At 73.7% G+C, this 15,691-nt stretch carries 10 protein-coding genes and 1 pseudogene; 7 read left to right on the plus strand and 4 right to left on the minus strand.

Annotation, left to right across the window (positions count from 1 at the left end):
• Nucleotides 1-94 precede the first annotated feature (94 nt).
• Nucleotides 95-1,573 carry a cytochrome P450 gene (locus tag ACWY4P_RS37980; protein ID WP_456205091.1) on the minus strand — a complete coding sequence of 493 codons (1,479 nt, stop codon included), beginning with the start codon at nt 1,571-1,573 and terminating at the stop codon, nt 95-97.
• Nucleotides 1,574-1,751: 178 nt separating this feature from the next.
• Nucleotides 1,752-2,849, minus strand: a complete 1,098-nt coding sequence (locus tag ACWY4P_RS37985) for an MBL fold metallo-hydrolase (protein ID WP_456205092.1) — start codon at nt 2,847-2,849, stop codon at nt 1,752-1,754.
• A gap of 137 nt (nt 2,850-2,986) precedes the next feature.
• On the opposite strand from ACWY4P_RS37985, the gene ACWY4P_RS37990 reads away from it, so the two are divergent.
• The 6 genes from ACWY4P_RS37990 to ACWY4P_RS38015 all read left to right on the plus strand — a co-directional run bounded on the left by ACWY4P_RS37990 (nt 2,987) and on the right by ACWY4P_RS38015 (nt 12,454).
• Nucleotides 2,987-4,453: an aldehyde dehydrogenase gene (locus ACWY4P_RS37990; RefSeq protein WP_456205093.1), complete on the plus strand. Its 1,467-nt coding sequence runs from the start codon at nt 2,987-2,989 to the stop codon at nt 4,451-4,453.
• A complete protein-coding gene (locus ACWY4P_RS37995; protein ID WP_456205094.1) occupies nt 4,453-4,713 on the plus strand; it encodes a ferredoxin in 261 nt (86 codons plus the stop codon). The genes ACWY4P_RS37990 and ACWY4P_RS37995 overlap by 1 nt, the downstream gene beginning before the upstream one ends.
• Before the next feature lie 178 nt (nt 4,714-4,891).
• Nucleotides 4,892-7,579 (plus strand): class III lanthionine synthetase LanKC, encoded by a 2,688-nt coding sequence (gene lanKC, locus ACWY4P_RS38000; RefSeq protein WP_456205095.1) that lies wholly within the window; start codon nt 4,892-4,894, stop codon nt 7,577-7,579.
• Between the two features lie 90 nt (nt 7,580-7,669).
• Entirely contained in the window at nt 7,670-7,810 is a 141-nt protein-coding gene (locus tag ACWY4P_RS38005) for a SapB/AmfS family lanthipeptide (protein ID WP_456205096.1), read from the plus strand.
• 224 nt (nt 7,811-8,034) lie between these two features.
• Entirely contained in the window at nt 8,035-9,900 is a 1,866-nt protein-coding gene (locus ACWY4P_RS38010) for an ABC transporter ATP-binding protein (RefSeq protein ID WP_456205097.1), read from the plus strand.
• Entirely contained in the window at nt 9,893-12,454 is a 2,562-nt protein-coding gene (locus tag ACWY4P_RS38015) for an ATP-binding cassette domain-containing protein (protein ID WP_456205098.1), read from the plus strand. The genes ACWY4P_RS38010 and ACWY4P_RS38015 overlap by 8 nt, the downstream gene beginning before the upstream one ends.
• Here the strand turns inward: ACWY4P_RS38015 and ACWY4P_RS38020 are convergent.
• Nucleotides 12,380-13,036: pseudogene (locus ACWY4P_RS38020) on the minus strand (response regulator transcription factor); the annotation flags it as partial. The gene ACWY4P_RS38015 and the pseudogene ACWY4P_RS38020 overlap by 75 nt on opposite strands.
• A 39-nt stretch (nt 13,037-13,075) precedes the next feature.
• On the minus strand, nt 13,076-13,783 hold the full coding sequence (locus ACWY4P_RS38025) for a TetR family transcriptional regulator (RefSeq protein ID WP_456205099.1): 708 nt from the start codon (nt 13,781-13,783) through the stop codon (nt 13,076-13,078).
• 416 nt (nt 13,784-14,199) lie between these two features.
• Here ACWY4P_RS38025 and ACWY4P_RS38030 point away from each other — a divergent pair, with 416 nt between their 5' ends.
• Nucleotides 14,200-15,582, plus strand: coding sequence for a glycosyltransferase family 4 protein (locus ACWY4P_RS38030; protein ID WP_456205100.1), 1,383 nt, complete (start codon nt 14,200-14,202; stop codon nt 15,580-15,582).
• Nucleotides 15,583-15,691 lie beyond the last annotated feature (109 nt).

The raw sequence follows: 15,691 nt of genomic DNA on the forward strand, positions 1-15,691 counted from the left end.
CACACCGCCTGGTACGCCACCGGGTCCGTGCCCGGCACCGGCTCCGCCCGGCCCTGTTTCACCAGGCGGCTGATCAGGGGCCAGGTCGCGGGGATCACCGCCCACGCCGCCATGTGATCAGGGAGTTCCACCAGGGTCGCTGGGCCGCGTTCCGGGAGCCGCGCTCGCTCGCCGTGGACGTCGCGTCCTTGGGGGTCGAGGACGAGGGGGCGGAGGACGAGGGGGCGGAGGTCGAGAGGGCCGGGCTGGGGTTCCATGCGTTGCCCCCGGGGCTCTGGTCGGTCGCGGCGGCACTCACGGCATCGTACTTGGCGGCTACCGGAGGGAACCGGACCGGCAGGGCGGCCAGGGCCCGGTGGACGGGCCCCGGGCGCCACCGCAGTTGATCGGGGTGGACGGCCAGCTCGATGTCGGGGAGGCGGTCGAGGAGCTTCTCGACGGCGATGGAGGTGATGATCCGCGCCGGGTCCTTCGCGGGGCAGGCGTGCGGGCCCGCGCCGAACGACAGGTGTGCGCGGTTGCCGCGGCGGTCGGAGACAAGGTGCGGGTCGTTGTTGGCGGCGGCCATGCTGATGAGGACGGGGGCACCCTTGGCCAGCCGGTGTCCGGCGACGGTGACGTCGTGAACCGGGTAGTGGGTACAGAAGTTGGCCACCGGAGGGTCGGTCCACAGCACCTCGTCGAGCGCGTCGTCGACCGGCATGGTGCCGCCCGACAGATCGCCCGCGAACCGCTCGTCGGACAGCAGCAGCCGCAGCGCGTTGCAGATCAGGTTCTTCACGGGTTCGACGCCCGCGCCCAAGAGGAGGATGACCTGCTGGGTCAGTTCCTCGTCGTTGAGCCGGGCGGGGTGAGCTATCAGCCAGGAGGTGATGTCCGCCGCGGGCTCGGCCCGCTTCGTGGCGATGAGGGCGGAGAAGGTCTCGCGGAGGACGGCGTCGGCCTTCATGGCGTCCTCGTCGACGTCGAAGACCGCGGCCATGGACTTCACCAGCGGCTCGCTCAGCTCGGGCGGGCAGCCGAAGAGCTGGGTGAATACGAGCAGCGGCAGCCGGGCGCAGTACTCGCCGAGCAGTTCGGCCTCGCCCTCGGGGCCGAAGAGGTCGATGAGCAGGTCGGCGCTCTCCTCGACGTAGGTGCGCAGGGCGTGTGGGTTCAGCCGGTTGAGGGTGTCGGAGACCGCGCTGCGGTACCGCTCGTGGTCCTCGCCGTCGGTGTACATGGAGTTGGGCCGGTACATCATCAGCGGGACGATGGGGCTGTCCATGGGGACCGTGCCGTCGGCGAGGGCTTCCCAGCGGCGCGGGTCCCTGGCGAAGGTGTCGGGGCTGCGCAGGATCTCGAGGGCGGTCGCGTAGCCGATGGCGAGCGAGGCGTAAACGCCGGGGGCGAGTTCCACGGGCGCGACGGGCCCGTATGCGCGCAGCCGTGCGTAGACGGCGGCCGGGTCGGCGGCGAACTCGGGTCCGTACAGCGGCTCGGGGCGGCCCGGTTCCGGGGCCTGGCCGGAGTGTGCGGGGCAGCCGGGGGGCGGGGTCGGACCGGAGTCGGAGTCGGGGGCGGAGGTCGGCACACGTGCTCCTGGGTGTTGCTGGGACGAGCAGAGGCTGGGACGAGCAGAGGCTGGGATGAGCAGGGCATGACATCGAGCGCCCGGCTCGATCCGCGAAGCAGAGTTCTCGTATGTACGGCACGGCCGAGCGGGGTAAGGCTAGCTGTGGATCACCGGTGCCTCCACCCCTGCGGGGGACTCAAACCGCCTGGTACGCCACCGGGTCCGTGCCCGGTACCGGCTCCGCCCGGCCCTGTTTCACCAGGCGGCGCAGATGCGCCTCGGCCTCCGATACGGCGATGTTGCGCGATCCGTAGGGGATGTCGGCCCAGGGGCGGTTCCACTCCATGGCCTCGGCCAGCTGCCAGGGCGTCAGCGGCGCGCCGAGCAGCAGGGCGCGCAGCCCGGCCAGGCGCTCCTCGTGGTGGCGCAGCAGCGCCCGGACCCGGCCCGGGGCGTCGGTGAAGGCGTGCTGGTGGGCGGGGAGCACCTCGGCCGGGTCGAGGACGGCGACGCGTTCGAGGGAGTCCAGGTAGTCGCCGAGGGGGTCGGTGACGGTCGCGTCGTCGGGGTCCTCGTACAGGCCGATGTGCGGGCTGATCTCGGGCAGCAGATGGTCGCCGGAGAACAGGCGGCCATGGCCGGGCATGCCCTCGCCGGCCGCCGGGTGGGCCTCTTCGAGGTGCAGACAGACATGGCCGGGGGTGTGGCCGGGGGTCCAGATGGCGCGCAGCCGGCGGCCGGGCAGGTCGAGGAGTTCCCCGGGGACGATATGGCGGTCGGGCTGGGCGGCGCGCCTGCCCGGGAGGGCGTCGGTGTGGCCGGAGGCGCGGGCTTCGCGCAGCGGGGCGAGGTGCTCCTCGGGGGCTCCTGCCGCGGCGAGTTTCACGGCGAGATAGTCGAGCCAGCGGGTGGGCTCGGCCTCGCGGGTGCGGCGTACGACCTCGGCGTCGGCGGCGTGCATGGCGATCCACGCGCCGGAGGCCTCGCGTACCTGGGCGGACAGCCCGTGGTGGTCGGGGTGGTGGTGGGTGACGAGCACGCCGTGGACGGCGGACACCGAGGTGCCGCAGGCGGCGAGGCCGGCGGTGAGGGAGTCCCAGGCCGTCGGGTCGTCCCAGCCGGTGTCGATGAGGACCGGGCCGCGGTCGGTGTCGAGGAGGTGGACGAGGGTGTGACCGAGGGGGTTGTCCGGGATGGGGACCGGGATGCTCCACACCCCGCCGCCGTGGTCGGTCACTCCGGCTCCCGCTGTCCCTGCTACCTCTGCTGCCCCTGCTCCCTCTGCTCCCGTCATGGACGTCCCCTCTCCCGGCCGCTCGTGCGAGCAAGGCAAGCATCGCAAGCATTGCCCATGATAACTAGAACTGGTATCAGTTCTGATGCAGCGTCAGATAGGCATCAGATCAGGGCGAGCGGGCGGGAGGCTCGGCGATGAGCGACCTCATCGAGCACGGACAGCTCTTCATCGGCGGCGCATTGGCCGATCCGGTCGGCACGGATGTGATCGAGGTCGTCTCGCCGCACACCGAGGCGGTCATCGGGCGGGTGCCGCACGCCTCGCGCGAGGACGTGGACCGGGCGGTCGCGGCGGCGCGCACGGCCTTCGAGGCGGGGCCCTGGGCCCGGGCGTCGCTGGAGGAGCGGATCGCGGTCGTCACCCGTATCAAGGACGCCGTCGCCGCCCGCCACGAGGAGATCGCCAAGGTCATCAGCGCGCAGAACGGCTCCCCGTACTCCTGGAGCGTGCTGGGCCAGGCGCTCGGCGCGCTGATGGTGTGGGACTCGGCGATCACGGTGGCCCGCGGCTTCGTCTTCGAGGAGCGGCGCGCCGGGGTCCTGGGGCCGCTGCTGGTGCGGCGCGAGCCGGTCGGGGTGGTCGCGGCCGTGGTGCCGTGGAACGTCCCGCAGTTCACGGCGGCGGCGAAGCTGGCGCCCGCGCTGCTGGCCGGGTGTTCGGTGATCCTCAAGCCGTCGCCCGAGACCCCGCTGGACTCCTACATCCTGGCGGAGATCGTGGCCGAGGCCGGGCTGCCGGAGGGGGTGCTGTCGATCCTCCCGGCGGACCGCGAGGTCAGCGAGTACCTGGTCGGGCACCCGGGCGTGGACAAGGTGTCCTTCACCGGCTCGGTCGCGGGCGGCAAGCGCGTCATGGAGGTCGCCTCGCGCAATCTGACCCGGGTGACCCTCGAACTGGGCGGCAAGTCCGCCGCGGTGATCCTGCCGGACGCCGACCTGGACGCGGCGGTCGCCGGGATCGTGCCCAACGCGTGGATGAACAACGGGCAGGCGTGCGTCGCCCAGACCCGCATCCTCGCCCCGCGCAGCCACTACGACGAGATCGCCGACCGCTTCGCGGCCGCCGCCTCGGCCCTGGTCGTCGGCGACCCGCTGGACCCCGCGACCCAGGTCGGCCCGCTGGTGGCACGGCGCCAGCAGCAGCGGTCGCTGGACTACATCGCCACCGGGCAGCGGGAGGGCGCCAAGGTGCTTACGGGCGGCGGGCGTCCGGCGGACCGGGAGAAGGGCTGGTACGTCGAGCCGACGCTGTTCGGCGACGTCGACAACGGCATGCGCGTCGCCCGCGAGGAGATCTTCGGGCCGGTGATCTGCCTGCTGCCGTACGGGGACGAGGAGGAGGCGGTGCGCATCGCCGACGACTCCGACTACGGCCTGTCCGGCAGCGTGTGGACCGCGGACGTGGCGCGCGGCATCGAGATCGCGCGGCGGATCCGCACCGGGACGTACTCCGTCAACACCTTCAGCCTCGACATGCTCGGGCCGTTCGGCGGCTACAAGAACTCCGGGCTGGGGCGGGAGTTCGGGCCCGAGGGCTTCTCCTCGTTCCTGGAGCACAAGATGATCCATCTGCCGCAGGGCTGGGACGGGGAGCAGGGCTGATGGGCGACCGCTGGCATGTCGAGGTGGACCGCGACGTCTGCATCGGCTCGGGGCTGTGTGTGAGCGCGGCGCCCGGCGGGTTCCGGCTCGACGCGGCACGGCAGTCGCATCCGGTCGCGGCGGAGACGGACGCGTCGGAGGCGGTGCTGGCGGCGGCCGAGGGGTGCCCGGTCGAGGCCATCGCCATCCGACTCATCGGCGGTGCGGCGGGTGGGGACGGCGGCTCCCGGGGTGAGCAGGTATTTCCCCCGGATGAATAGCCGGGCCGCGCCCCGATGGGTGGGGCGCGGTAATATCGAACTGCAGTTCATGAGTAATTTCGAACTGTAGTTCATCGAACTTACTCATGCGTATTGCACGGTCTCTTCGTGACGGATGTGACTGTTCCCCTCGGCGGTGGCGTGGAAATCTCTAGGCCATCACGCCGAGGGGGACGCGATGGATAAAAGGTATGAGGTCTTCTGTCTGGTCGACAGATATTTCTATGAGACCCCTGACCGGCTGTCCGCCGATGCGAGGGATTCCGAATCCCGCTACGAGGCCGCCCAGCGCCCCGCCCCCGTCGGGTGGGAGACCTTCACCTCCGGGGACTGGCTGCACGTCAACCCCGTACTGCCGGACGGGACTCCCCGGCCGGGCCGGCCCAACCAGGGCTGGAAGGTGCATGTCTCGGCCTGTCTCGACAACGCGGAAAAGAGCGCGGCCAAGGTCTGGGACTACTGCGTGCCCAGGGAAATACCCTTTAAATTCGTGCCGACCGCGCATGCGCTGCACCTGCGCAACTCGAAATACGCGGGGCGCGGCTCCAGCGGGAAGTTCGCCACCATCTACCCGGCCGACGAGGCGGAACTCCACACCGTTCTCCGCGAATTGGGTGAGCTGCTGGCGGGCGAGCCGGGCCCGTACATCCTGACCGATCTGCGCTGGCAGGACGGCCCGCTGTATGTGCGATACGGCGGCTTCGCGCAGCGCTTCTGCGTTGCCGACGCCGACGACTCAGGCGCCGCCGCTGGCTCAGGCGCCGCCGGCGGCGCGCTCGTGCCCGCCATCGAGGACCCGTCGGGCAGGCTCGTCCCGGACCGCCGCGACCCCGCCTTCCACCTCCCCGAGTGGGTGACGCTGCCCGACTTCCTCGCGCCGCAGCTGGCCGCCCGCAACGCCACCACGGTCGCCGACCTCCCGTACCGCATCGAGAAGGCCCTGCACTTCTCCAACGGCGGCGGGGTCTACGTGGGGACGGACACCCGCACCGGCGCGAAGGTGGTCCTCAAGGAGGCGCGCCCGTACGCCGGGCTCGCCTCGGACGGGGCGGACGCCGTCACCCGCCTGGAGCGGGAGAAGGCCGCGCTGGAGCGGCTGTCGGGGCTGGGCGTGGCGCCGGAGGTGCGTGACTGGTTCACCCTCGGCGACCACCGCTTCCTGGTGATGGACCATGTCGCGGGCCGCACCCTCAACTCCTTCTTCGCCAGGCGCCACCCGCTGCTGGCCGCCGAGCCGGATCCGGCCGCGGTCGCCGAGTACACCCGCTGGGCGCTACGGATCCACGGCGCGGTCGAGGAGGCCGTCGCCGCGGTCCATGGGCGCGGGGTGGTCTTCAACGACCTGCACATGTTCAACATCATGGTCAGCCCCGACGAGTCGTCCGTCATGCTGCTGGACTTCGAGGCGGCCGCGCACATCGGCGAGGGGCGGCGGCAGGCCCTTGCCCACCCCGGCTTCGTCGCCCCGCTCGACCGCCGGGGCTTCGAGGTGGACCGCTACGCGCTCGCGTGTCTGCGGCTCGCCCTCTTCGTACCGATGACCACGCTGCTGGTGGTGGACCGCGGGAAGGCGGCGCACCTGGCGGAGGTGGCGGCCGGGCAGTTCCCGGTGGACCGGGCCTTCCTGGACGAGGCGGTGGAGGTGATCGCGGGCGGCGGGCACGGGGGGCGCGGCGGCTCGGCGGGGGCGGCGGGTGGCGGTGGTGCTGCTGTGGGGACGGCGGGCCGCGGCGGCGGCTCGTACGTGCCCGTGGACCCCGCGGACTGGCCCCGCAGCCGTGACTCGATGGCCCGCGCCATCCGCGCCTCGGCCACGCCCGAGCGCGACGACCGGCTCTTCCCCGGCGACATCGGCCAGTTCGCCGACGGCGGCGGGCTCGGGGTGGCGCACGGCGCGGCAGGTGTCCTCTACGCGCTCGACCAGACCGGCGCCGGGCGGTTCGAGGCGGGGGAGGAGTGGCTGCTGAAGCACACCGCCCCGCCCCCGCGCGGCACCCCGCTCGGCTTCTACGACGGGCTGGCGGGCGTGGCGTACGTCCTGGAGCGGCTCGGCCACACCGATCGCGCGCTGGAGCTCATCGAGCGGGTCCTCGACGAGAAGTGGCAGCGGCTGGCGCCGGACCTGCACGGCGGACTCGCCGGCGTCGGCCTGACGCTGGACCACCTCGCCCGGGCCACCGGCGAGGCGGGGCTGCGCGAGCGGGCCTGGGAGGTGGCGCGGCTGCTCGCGGACCGGTCGGCCACCGGCGTCCGGCTGACCGGCAAGCGGGCCGGGCTGCTGCACGGTGCGACCGGCCCGGCGCTGCTCTTCCTGCGGCTGTACGAGCACTCGGGCGACCCGGCGCTGCTCGACCTCGCCACCACCGCGCTCGGCCAGGACCTGGACCGCTGTGTCCGGGACCGCCACGGCACCCTGCTCGTCGACGAGGGGTTCCGCACCATGCCGTACCTGGGCGCGGGAAGCGTCGGGATCGGGATGGTCCTCGACAGCCGGCTCGCCCACGGGGATGCCGATGCCGACACCGACTTCGAGGCGGCACGCGGCGATATCGCGGCCGCGGCGTCGCTGCGCTACTACGCCCAGCCGGGGCTGTTCAACGGCCGCGCCGGGATGGTGCTGCACCTCGCCCGCACCACCACCCCGGACCTCGCGCCCGAACGGCTCGCCGCGCAGATCGCGGGCCTGGGCTGGTACGCCGTGCCGTACCAGGGGCATCTCGCCTTCCCCGGAGAGCAGATGATGCGCCTTTCGATGGATCTGGCCACCGGAACCGCGGGCTGCCTGCTCGCACTCGGCGCGGCATGCGCACCGCCGCACGCCGCACCGGTCGGCCTGCCCTTCCTGCCGCCGCTCGGGCGGCCCTAGGACCGGCCCCCGCCAAGGGGGTCGCAGCAAGGAAACGCAAGGAAACGCAAGGAAACCCATCCCCAGGGATATTGAGAGAGAGGAACGACTATGACTCTGCTTGACCTTCAGACGCTCGAGACCGAGGAGTCCGAGGACTTCGGCGGCGGTGGCGGTGGCGGCGGCGAAAGCAGCGTGAGCCTGCTGCTCTGTGACAAGCACAGCTCGCACAGCAACCTCCTGTGCCTGTGACCTGAGCGGTCTCGCACCAACGCGGTCCCGGCGGCACCACCCGCCGGGACCGCGTCCCCGCGGGGATCGGCCCACCGCACCCGCGACCCCGCGCCGGGCTTCCGGATCGGCGCGGGGCTCGGCGGCGCGGTTTCGGGCGTGCGCCCGCGTCGTCCGGCGTCGGCAGCCGTTGGTCGGCCGAACGACCAACGCCCCACTCGCGAGGAGACGAGGACCTGCCCCGCATGGCCTCTTCCACCCCGGCAGACCCCACCACAGACCCCACCACAGACCCCACCACAGGCACCACCGCCGCCCCCGACAGGCCCGACGGGCCCGACGGCCGTGCGGGCGAGGGGTTGTTGCGGGGGGCGCTGCGGCACAGCGCGGGGCGTGTCGCCGCCGTCTTCTGTCTCACCACCGCGTCCGCCGCCGTCGGGCTCGCCCTCCCCGCCGTCCTCGGCCGTACGCTCGACGTCCTGCTCGCCGACGCCCACGGCGCCGAGGCGCGGCGCTGGGTGCTCGGGAGCGCGGGGCTCACCTGTCTGCTCGTGGTGCTGGACGCGCTGGACTCGCTCCTCACCGGCACCGCCAACGCCCGCTCCATCGCCTGGCTGCGCCGCCGCCTGCTGCGCCATACGCTGAGCGCCGGGCCGCGCGCGGGACGGCGGCTCGCGCCCGGGGACCTGGTGACCCGGCTCGTGGGCAACGCCGCGCAGGCCGGGACCGCGCCGACCGCGCTGGCCTCCGCGCTGGCCGCCGTCGTCACCCCGGTCGGTGGGCTGGTCGCGCTGGCCCTCATCGACCCGTGGCTCGCCGTCGCCTTCCTGGTCGGGCTGCCGCTTCTCGCCGTCCTGCTCCGCTCGTTCGTCCGGGACACCACCGACAGCGTCGCCCGCTACCAGCACAGCCAGGGCGAGATCGCGAGCCGTCTGGTGGAGGCGCTGGGCGGGGCGCGGACCATCGCGGCGGCCGGGACGGGCGGCAGGGAGCGGGCGCGGGTGCTCGCGCCGCTGCCCGAGCTCAGCCGGCAGGGGTATCGCATGTGGCGGGTCCAGGGGCGCTCCGCCGCGTGGGCCGCCGCCATCGTGCCGCTGCTGCAGATCGCGGTGCTCGCCGTGGCCGGGCTGCGGCTGACGGCGGGCGAGCTGAGCGTCGGCGGCCTGCTGGCCGCCGCCCGCTACGCGGTGCTGGCCACCGGCATCGGCATGCTGGTCGGCCACCTCAACGGCCTGGTGCGCAGCCGCACCGCCGCCCGTCGCTTCGCGCCCGTCCTCGCCGAGCCCGCCACCGCGTACGGCACGCGCCCGCTGCCGCCGGGGGACGGGACGCTGGAGCTGCGCGGGGTCCGGGCGGCGCGCGGCGGGCGTGCGGTGCTGTGCGGCGTCGACCTGGTGGTGCCGGGCGGGCGCTGCCTCGCCGTGGTCGGCCGCTCCGGCTCCGGCAAGTCGACGCTGGCCGCGCTCGCCGGGCGGCTCGCCGACCCGGACGGCGGCGAGGTGTTACTCGATGGCGTGCCGCTGCCCGAACTCACCCACGACGCGCTGCGCCGCGCGATCGGCTATGCCTTCGAGCGCCCGGCGCTGCTCGGCGGCACGGTCGGCGGGACCATCGCGCTGGGACCGGCCCCGCCCCCGCCCGGGCGGGTCGTCGAGGCGGCGCGCGCGGCCTGCGCCGACGACTTCGTACGGCTGCTCCCGGACGGGTACGCCACGCCCTGCGCAAAGGCGCCGCTGTCGGGGGGCGAGACCCAACGCCTGGGCCTGGCCCGGGCGTTCGCCCACGAGGGCAGGGTGCTGATCCTCGACGACGCCACCTCGAGCCTGGACACCGTCACCGAACTGCGGGTGACCCGGGCGCTGTCCGGCCGCCTCCTGGGTGCCCGGCCCCGCACCCGGGTGATCGTCGCCCACCGCGCGGCGACGGCGGCCCGCGCGGATCTCGTGGTCTGGCTGGAGGACGGGCGGGTACGGGCGGCGGGGCGCCACGCCGAGCTCTGGGCACTGGACGGCTACCGGGCGGTGTTCGCCGCGCCGGATGTTTCCGGCGAGCCGGATGTACCGGACGTATCCGAAGTGCCGCAAGCGGACGGGGGAGTTCAGGGTGGCTGAATCCGGGCCGGGCAAAAGGGGCGGCCGGGTCGGGGGACGCGGGGCTAGGCCGGGGCCATATGCCGAGGGCATTCGCTTTCTGCGCGAGCGGCGCCGGGTGCTGCTGCGGCTCGCGGCGTGGTCGGCGCTGGAGTCCGGACAGACGTTCCTGGGCGGATACGCGCTGGCCCGGGCGCTGGACGACGGCTTCCTGGCGGGGGAGCGGGGTGTCGGGCTGGCGTGGCTGGGGCTCGCCGCGCTGGCCGTGGCCTTCGGCGCGTACGGCACCGGCCGCGTCTACCGGGCGATGGCCGCCCTCGTCGAGCCGCTGCGCGACGCGCTCGTGCGCCGGGTGGTGACGCACGCCGTGGGGGGTGCGGGTGGTGTGGGTGCGGGCGGTGGGGGCAGTACGGCGGTTTCCCGGCTCACCCATCAGGTGGAGATCGCCCGTGACACCTTCGCGGGCCTGGTCATGGTCTCCCGCTCCTTCGTGTTCGTCGCCGCCGGCGCCCTGGTCGGCCTCTTCTCGCTCGCCCCGGTCCTGCTGCTCGTCGTCCTCCCGCCGCTGGTCCTCGGTCTGGCGCTGTTCCTGGCGACGCTGCGTCCGATGGCCCGCCGCCAGGAGGCGTTCCTCGAAGCGGACGAGAACATCGCGGAGACGCTGGGCGCCGTCGCCTCCGGGCTGCGGGACATCGCGGCGGCGGGGGCGGAGGAGCGGGTCGGGGCGGACGCGGGGGAGCGGATCGACGCCGAGTACCGGGCGGCGCGCGCCCTCGCCCGCTGGGGCGTGGTGCGGGCGGTCGCCCTCGGGGTCGGCGGGCGGCTGCCCGTCGTGCTGCTGCTGGTAGCCGCCCCGTGGCTGCTGGGGCGGGGGGTGACGACGGGTGCGCTGGTGGGGGCGCTGGCCTATCTACAGCAGTCGCTGCTGCCCGCCCTGCAGAGCCTGATGCAGGCGCTCGGCACGGGCGGCTCGCGGCTGGCGGTGGTGGTCCGGCGGCTGGCCGGGACGGCACCCGACGGGGATGAGCCGGGCCCGGCGCCTGCCGCTGCCCGCACGGCGGACGGGCCCGAGGCGCCCGGCGCGGAGACGGGTCATGCGCCGGAGGGCCGCGCGGCGGCGGTTGCTGCGACGAAGCCCTCGGCGGCGGCCTGCGTGGCGGGGGAGTCTGTGGCGTCGGCCTCTGCGGTGGGAGAGCTTCCGACGGCGGCCTGTGCGGCAACTGCCCCCGGAGCGGCGGAGTCTTCGGAGGCGCTTCGCGCGGCGGGGGAGGCCGCGACGGCCGTGGCGACGAAGCCCTCGGCGGCGGCCTGCGCGGCGGGGGAGTCTCTGGCGTCGGCCCCTGTGGTGGGAGAGCCTCCGACGGCGGCCTGTGCGGCAACTGCCCCCGGAGCGGCGGAGCCCTCGGCGGCGCCCCGCGCGGCGACGGTCGCTGCGACGACGGGGCCCGCAGTGGCGGCGCCCCGCGCGGCGGGGGAGCCTGTGGCGTCGGCCCCTGTGGTGGGAGAGCTTCCGACGGCGGCCTGTGCGGCAACTGCCCCCGGAGCGGCGGAGCCCCCGGCAACAGCCCGCGCGGCGGCGGACCCCGCGGCGGCGGTCCCGGAGGAAGCCGTGGCCTCGCGCCCCGCCTTCGCCGCCGTTGAGCTGCGCTCGGTCACCTTCGCGTACGGCGACCGCGCCGCCCCGGTCGTCGAGGGCCTGGACCTCGACGTCCCGGCGGGTGGCCATCTGGCCGTGGTCGGGCCGAGCGGCATCGGGAAGTCCACGTTGGCGGGGCTGATCGCGGGGCTGCTGGAGCCGCGCTCGGGCGAGGTCCGGGTGTGCGGGGAGCCCGTACGAGGGCCCGGCGCCGTACGGCCGGCCGCGCTGCGGGTGCTGATTCCGCAGGAGGCGTACGTCTTCTCCGGCACTCTTGCCGACAACCTCCGCTACCTGTGCCCGGAGCCGGACACCGCCCCAAAAGCGCGTACGGACGCCGAACTCGCCGCTGTCGCCGAGGCCATGGGGCTCGGCGCGCTGCTGTCCCGGATCGGCGGGCCGTACGCCGATGTCGACCCCGCCGCCCTGTCCGCGGGGGAGCGCCAGCTGATCGCGCTCGCCCGCGCGTATCTCTCGCCCGCCCCCGTGGTGCTGCTCGACGAGGCGACCTGCCATCTCGACCCGGCCGCCGAGGCCCGCGCGGAGCGGGCCTTCGCGCGGCGCCCCGGCACCACCCTGATCGTGATCGCCCACCGCGTGAGCTCGGCGCGCCGGGCCGAGCGCGTGCTGGTCATGGACGGTCGGCACGCGGTCTGCGGCCGCCATGGCGAGCTGCTGGAGAGCTCGGCGCTCTACCGTGACCTCGCGGGAAGCTGGGACAGCAGGGAAAGCCGGGAAGGCCGGGAAAGCGGCTCGGGCGGCCGGTCGGGCGCCGGGGCGTCAGACCCAGCCCTCGCCCCGCGAGATGCGGATGGCGTCCACGCGGTTGCGCGCCCCGGTCTTCCGGGTGATCGCGGCCATGTAGTTGCGTATGGTCCCGTTGGACAGGTGCAGGCTGTGGGCGATCTCGGCGATCGAGGCGCCCTCGGCGGCCAGTGAGAGCACGCTCAACTCACGTGCGGTCAGGGGCATGTGGGCCGCCTGGAGAAAGCCGTAGCCCAGGGAGTCGTCGATGAAACGCTCCTTGTTCGCGACGTGCCGTATGCCGTCCAGCAGCCGGTCCGGCGAGGCGTTCCGGTCGATGTAGCCGAGGGCCTGTGCCTCGTGGGCCCGCCGCAGCGGCCCCGGCCGCTCCGCGTCCGCCAGCACCAGCAGCTCGCACCGGCCGTCCTTGCCGGATATCTCACCGGGTATCCCCGCAGATATCCCTTCGGACATCCCCTCCGATATCTTGGCTAACTCCCCTTTTCTCGTGGCTCTGTCGGAGCCCGGACAGTCCGTGTCCACCACGCATACGTGCGGTCGGACCGCGCGGGCTCTGCTGCGTGCGTCGCGCCATGATGTCGTCGTCACCTCGATGTCCGGTTCGGCTTCGATCAGTGCTGCCAATGCGGATCGCAACAAGCAAGAGTCGTGCACCAGAAGTACCCGGATCACGTGCTGTCCCTCCACCCCGTGCGGTATGCCCGGTTCCGGGCGCCGTTGATGAATACCGGGGTTGCCCCTGTCATGAACGCGCATATTGAGCCAAGTAGGGGGCGCGCGGGCGCGCGGAAGAGCTCATTCGCGCGTTTCTGCCCCCGAGTGCGCCTCCTGCGCCCCCGGCGCGCCGTTCCCGCCGCCCCCGCCCTCGCCGCCCTCGCCGCCCTCGCCGCGCCCCGCCCGGCGCGGGGCGGTGAGGTCGATGAGGCGGCAGACCGTCTCGATGTCGATCTTCACTTGGGCGATGGAGGCGCGCCCCGACAGCCAGGTGATCAGCGCCGAGTGCCAGGTGTGCTCGATGACGCGCACGGCGGACAGCTGCTCGGGCGTCGGCGGTCCGTCCAGCCCCATCGCGTCGAGGATGATCGCGGTGGTGAGCCGGGAGACGGTGTCCACCTCCGGGCTGACCGAGCGGTCGGCGAAGGTGAGCGCCCGGACCATCGCGTCCGCCAGATGGGGCTCGCGCTGCAGCGCCCGGAAGGCGCGCATCAGGGTCTGGGCGACCCGGGCGGTCGGCTCCTGCTCGGTCGGGGGGTGCTTGCGCAGCGCCTCGTGCATGTGCTGTAGCTGGTCCTGCATGGTCGCCACCAGCAGATGGACCTTGGAGGGGAAGTAGCGGTAGAGCGTGCCGAGCGCCACGCCCGAGTTCTCGGCGACCTCGCGCATCTGCACCGCGTCGAAGCCGCCGCGGCTGGCCAGCCGGGCGCTGGCGTGCAGGATCCGCCGACGGCGCGCCTCCTGCCGCTCGGTCAGCTGCAGGGAGGCCGGCTTGGCTTCTGCGGTCATCTGTCTCACTTCGGTGCGGTACAGGTGTGATCCGCAGACGGCCGGCCGGCCGCGGGGGCCGGGGCGGGGGATGCGCCAACGGGTCACGGGGTGTGTCGTGTGTCCTGGGGAGTGTCGTGTGTCGTGGGGCCACTGAAACTCGTTCTAGGTTAGCGCGGCGGGTCGCCCTCCACACCGGCGTTTGCGCAGTTGAGACAGGTGGCGGCGCTACTGGCGAGTATCCGGGGGAGCCACCCGTGCGCCACCTGAACCTCCCTACCTGCGGACGCAGTGGTGCGGATCACCCGTCCCGGCAGCGGCACCGATGTCCTGACCAGGTATCTTCGAGACTTCTCGGGCGATCCGATAGTGAAACTTGTTCTAGATAAACGCGAGCGGTTACGCTCCCGCTGAGTTGCACACAGGAGGGGGCGCGAGTGACCGCTGAGGCCGCGCGGAAGACCGGGACCGAACCGCTTCCCGACCCGCCTCCAGCAACCGTCGAGGGGGATCCGGACAGACCGCTGCGGATCGCGCTGCTCACCTACAAGGGGAATCCGTTCTGCGGGGGCCAGGGCGTCTACATACGCCACCTCTCCCGTGAACTCGCCCGGCTCGGCCACACCGTGGAGGTCATCGGCTCCCAGCCGTACCCGGTCCTCGACGGCCAGGCGGGCGTCACCCTCACCGAGCTGCCCAGCCTCGACCTCTACCGGCAGCCCGACCCCTTCCGTACGCCCCGGCGCGAGGAGTTCCGCGACTGGATCGACGCCCTGGAGGTCGGCACGATGTGGACCGGCGGCTTCCCCGAGCCGCTGACCTTCAGCCTGCGCGCCCGCCGCCATCTGGCCGCCCGACGCGGCGAGTTCGACGTCGTCCACGACAACCAGACCCTCGGCTACGGCCTGCTGGACCTGGACCGCGTGGGCTTCCCGCTGGTCACCACCATCCACCACCCGATCACCGTCGACCGGCAGCTGGATCTGGACGCCGCGCCCGACTGGAAGCGCCGCGCCTCGGTGCGCCGCTGGTACGGCTTCACCCGGATGCAGAAACGGGTGGCCCGGCGGCTGCCCTCCGTGCTCACCGTCTCCGGCTCCTCCCGCCGGGAGATCGTCGACCAGCTCGGGGTGCGCCCGGGCCGGGTCCACGTGGTGCACATAGGCGCGGACACCCGGCTGTTCTCCCCGGACCCCGCCGTGCCCGAGGTGCCCGGCCGGATCGTCACCACTTCCAGCGCGGACGTACCGCTCAAGGGCCTGGTCCACCTCGTGGAGGCGCTCGCGAAGGTCCGCACCGAGAACCCCGACGCGCATCTGGTGGTCGTCGGCAAGCGCCCCGAGACCGGGCCGGTGGCCGAGGCCATGACCCGGTACGGGCTCGAAGGCGCCGTCGACTTCGTCAAGGGCATCAGCGACGCCGAACTCGTCGACCTGGTGCGCGGCGCGCAGATCGCCTGCGTGCCCTCGCTGTACGAGGGGTTCTCGCTCCCCGCCGCCGAGGCCATGGCCACCGGCACCCCGCTGGTCGCCACCACCGGCGGCGCGATACCCGAGGTCGCCGGCGCCGACGGCGAGACCTGCCTCGCGGTACCGCCCGGCGACGCGGGCGCGCTCGCCGCCGCGCTCAACCGGCTCCTGGACGACGCGGAGCTGCGCCGGAAGATGGGCGCCGCGGGTCGTGAGCGGGTCCTCACGCACTTCACCTGGGAGCGGGCCGCGATCGGCACGGTGGAGCGCTACCGCGAGGCCATCGCGGCCCGCGCCGCAGCCCCCCGCCCCCGGCCCGCCGCCCGCGCCGCCGTCCGCCGCCCTGCCTGACCGCCCTCCCACCGCCCCGCCTGACCGCCCTCCCGCCGCCCTCCCGCCGCTCTTCCACCGCCTTCTCCGACCGCCCCGCAGCCCCGCCCAACACCCGCAGCCCGATCCG

The organism is Streptomyces sp. LZ34 (assembly GCF_053890475.1).

Bases quoted from the DNA above. Each gene is read 5' to 3' on its own strand.
- ACWY4P_RS38005 (WP_456205096.1), top strand. From the start codon at position 7,670: ATGACTCTGCTTGACCTTCAGACGCTCGAGACCGAGGAGTCCGAGGAC.
- ACWY4P_RS37985 (WP_456205092.1), bottom strand. From the start codon at position 2,849: ATGACGGGAGCAGAGGGAGCAGGGGCAGCAGAGGTAGCAGGGACAGCG.
- ACWY4P_RS37990 (WP_456205093.1), top strand. From the start codon at position 2,987: ATGAGCGACCTCATCGAGCACGGACAGCTCTTCATCGGCGGCGCATTG.
- ACWY4P_RS38025 (WP_456205099.1), bottom strand. From the start codon at position 13,783: ATGACCGCAGAAGCCAAGCCGGCCTCCCTGCAGCTGACCGAGCGGCAG.
- ACWY4P_RS37995 (WP_456205094.1), top strand. From the start codon at position 4,453: ATGGGCGACCGCTGGCATGTCGAGGTGGACCGCGACGTCTGCATCGGC.
- lanKC (WP_456205095.1), top strand. From the start codon at position 4,892: ATGGATAAAAGGTATGAGGTCTTCTGTCTGGTCGACAGATATTTCTAT.
- ACWY4P_RS38010 (WP_456205097.1), top strand. From the start codon at position 8,035: ATGGCCTCTTCCACCCCGGCAGACCCCACCACAGACCCCACCACAGAC.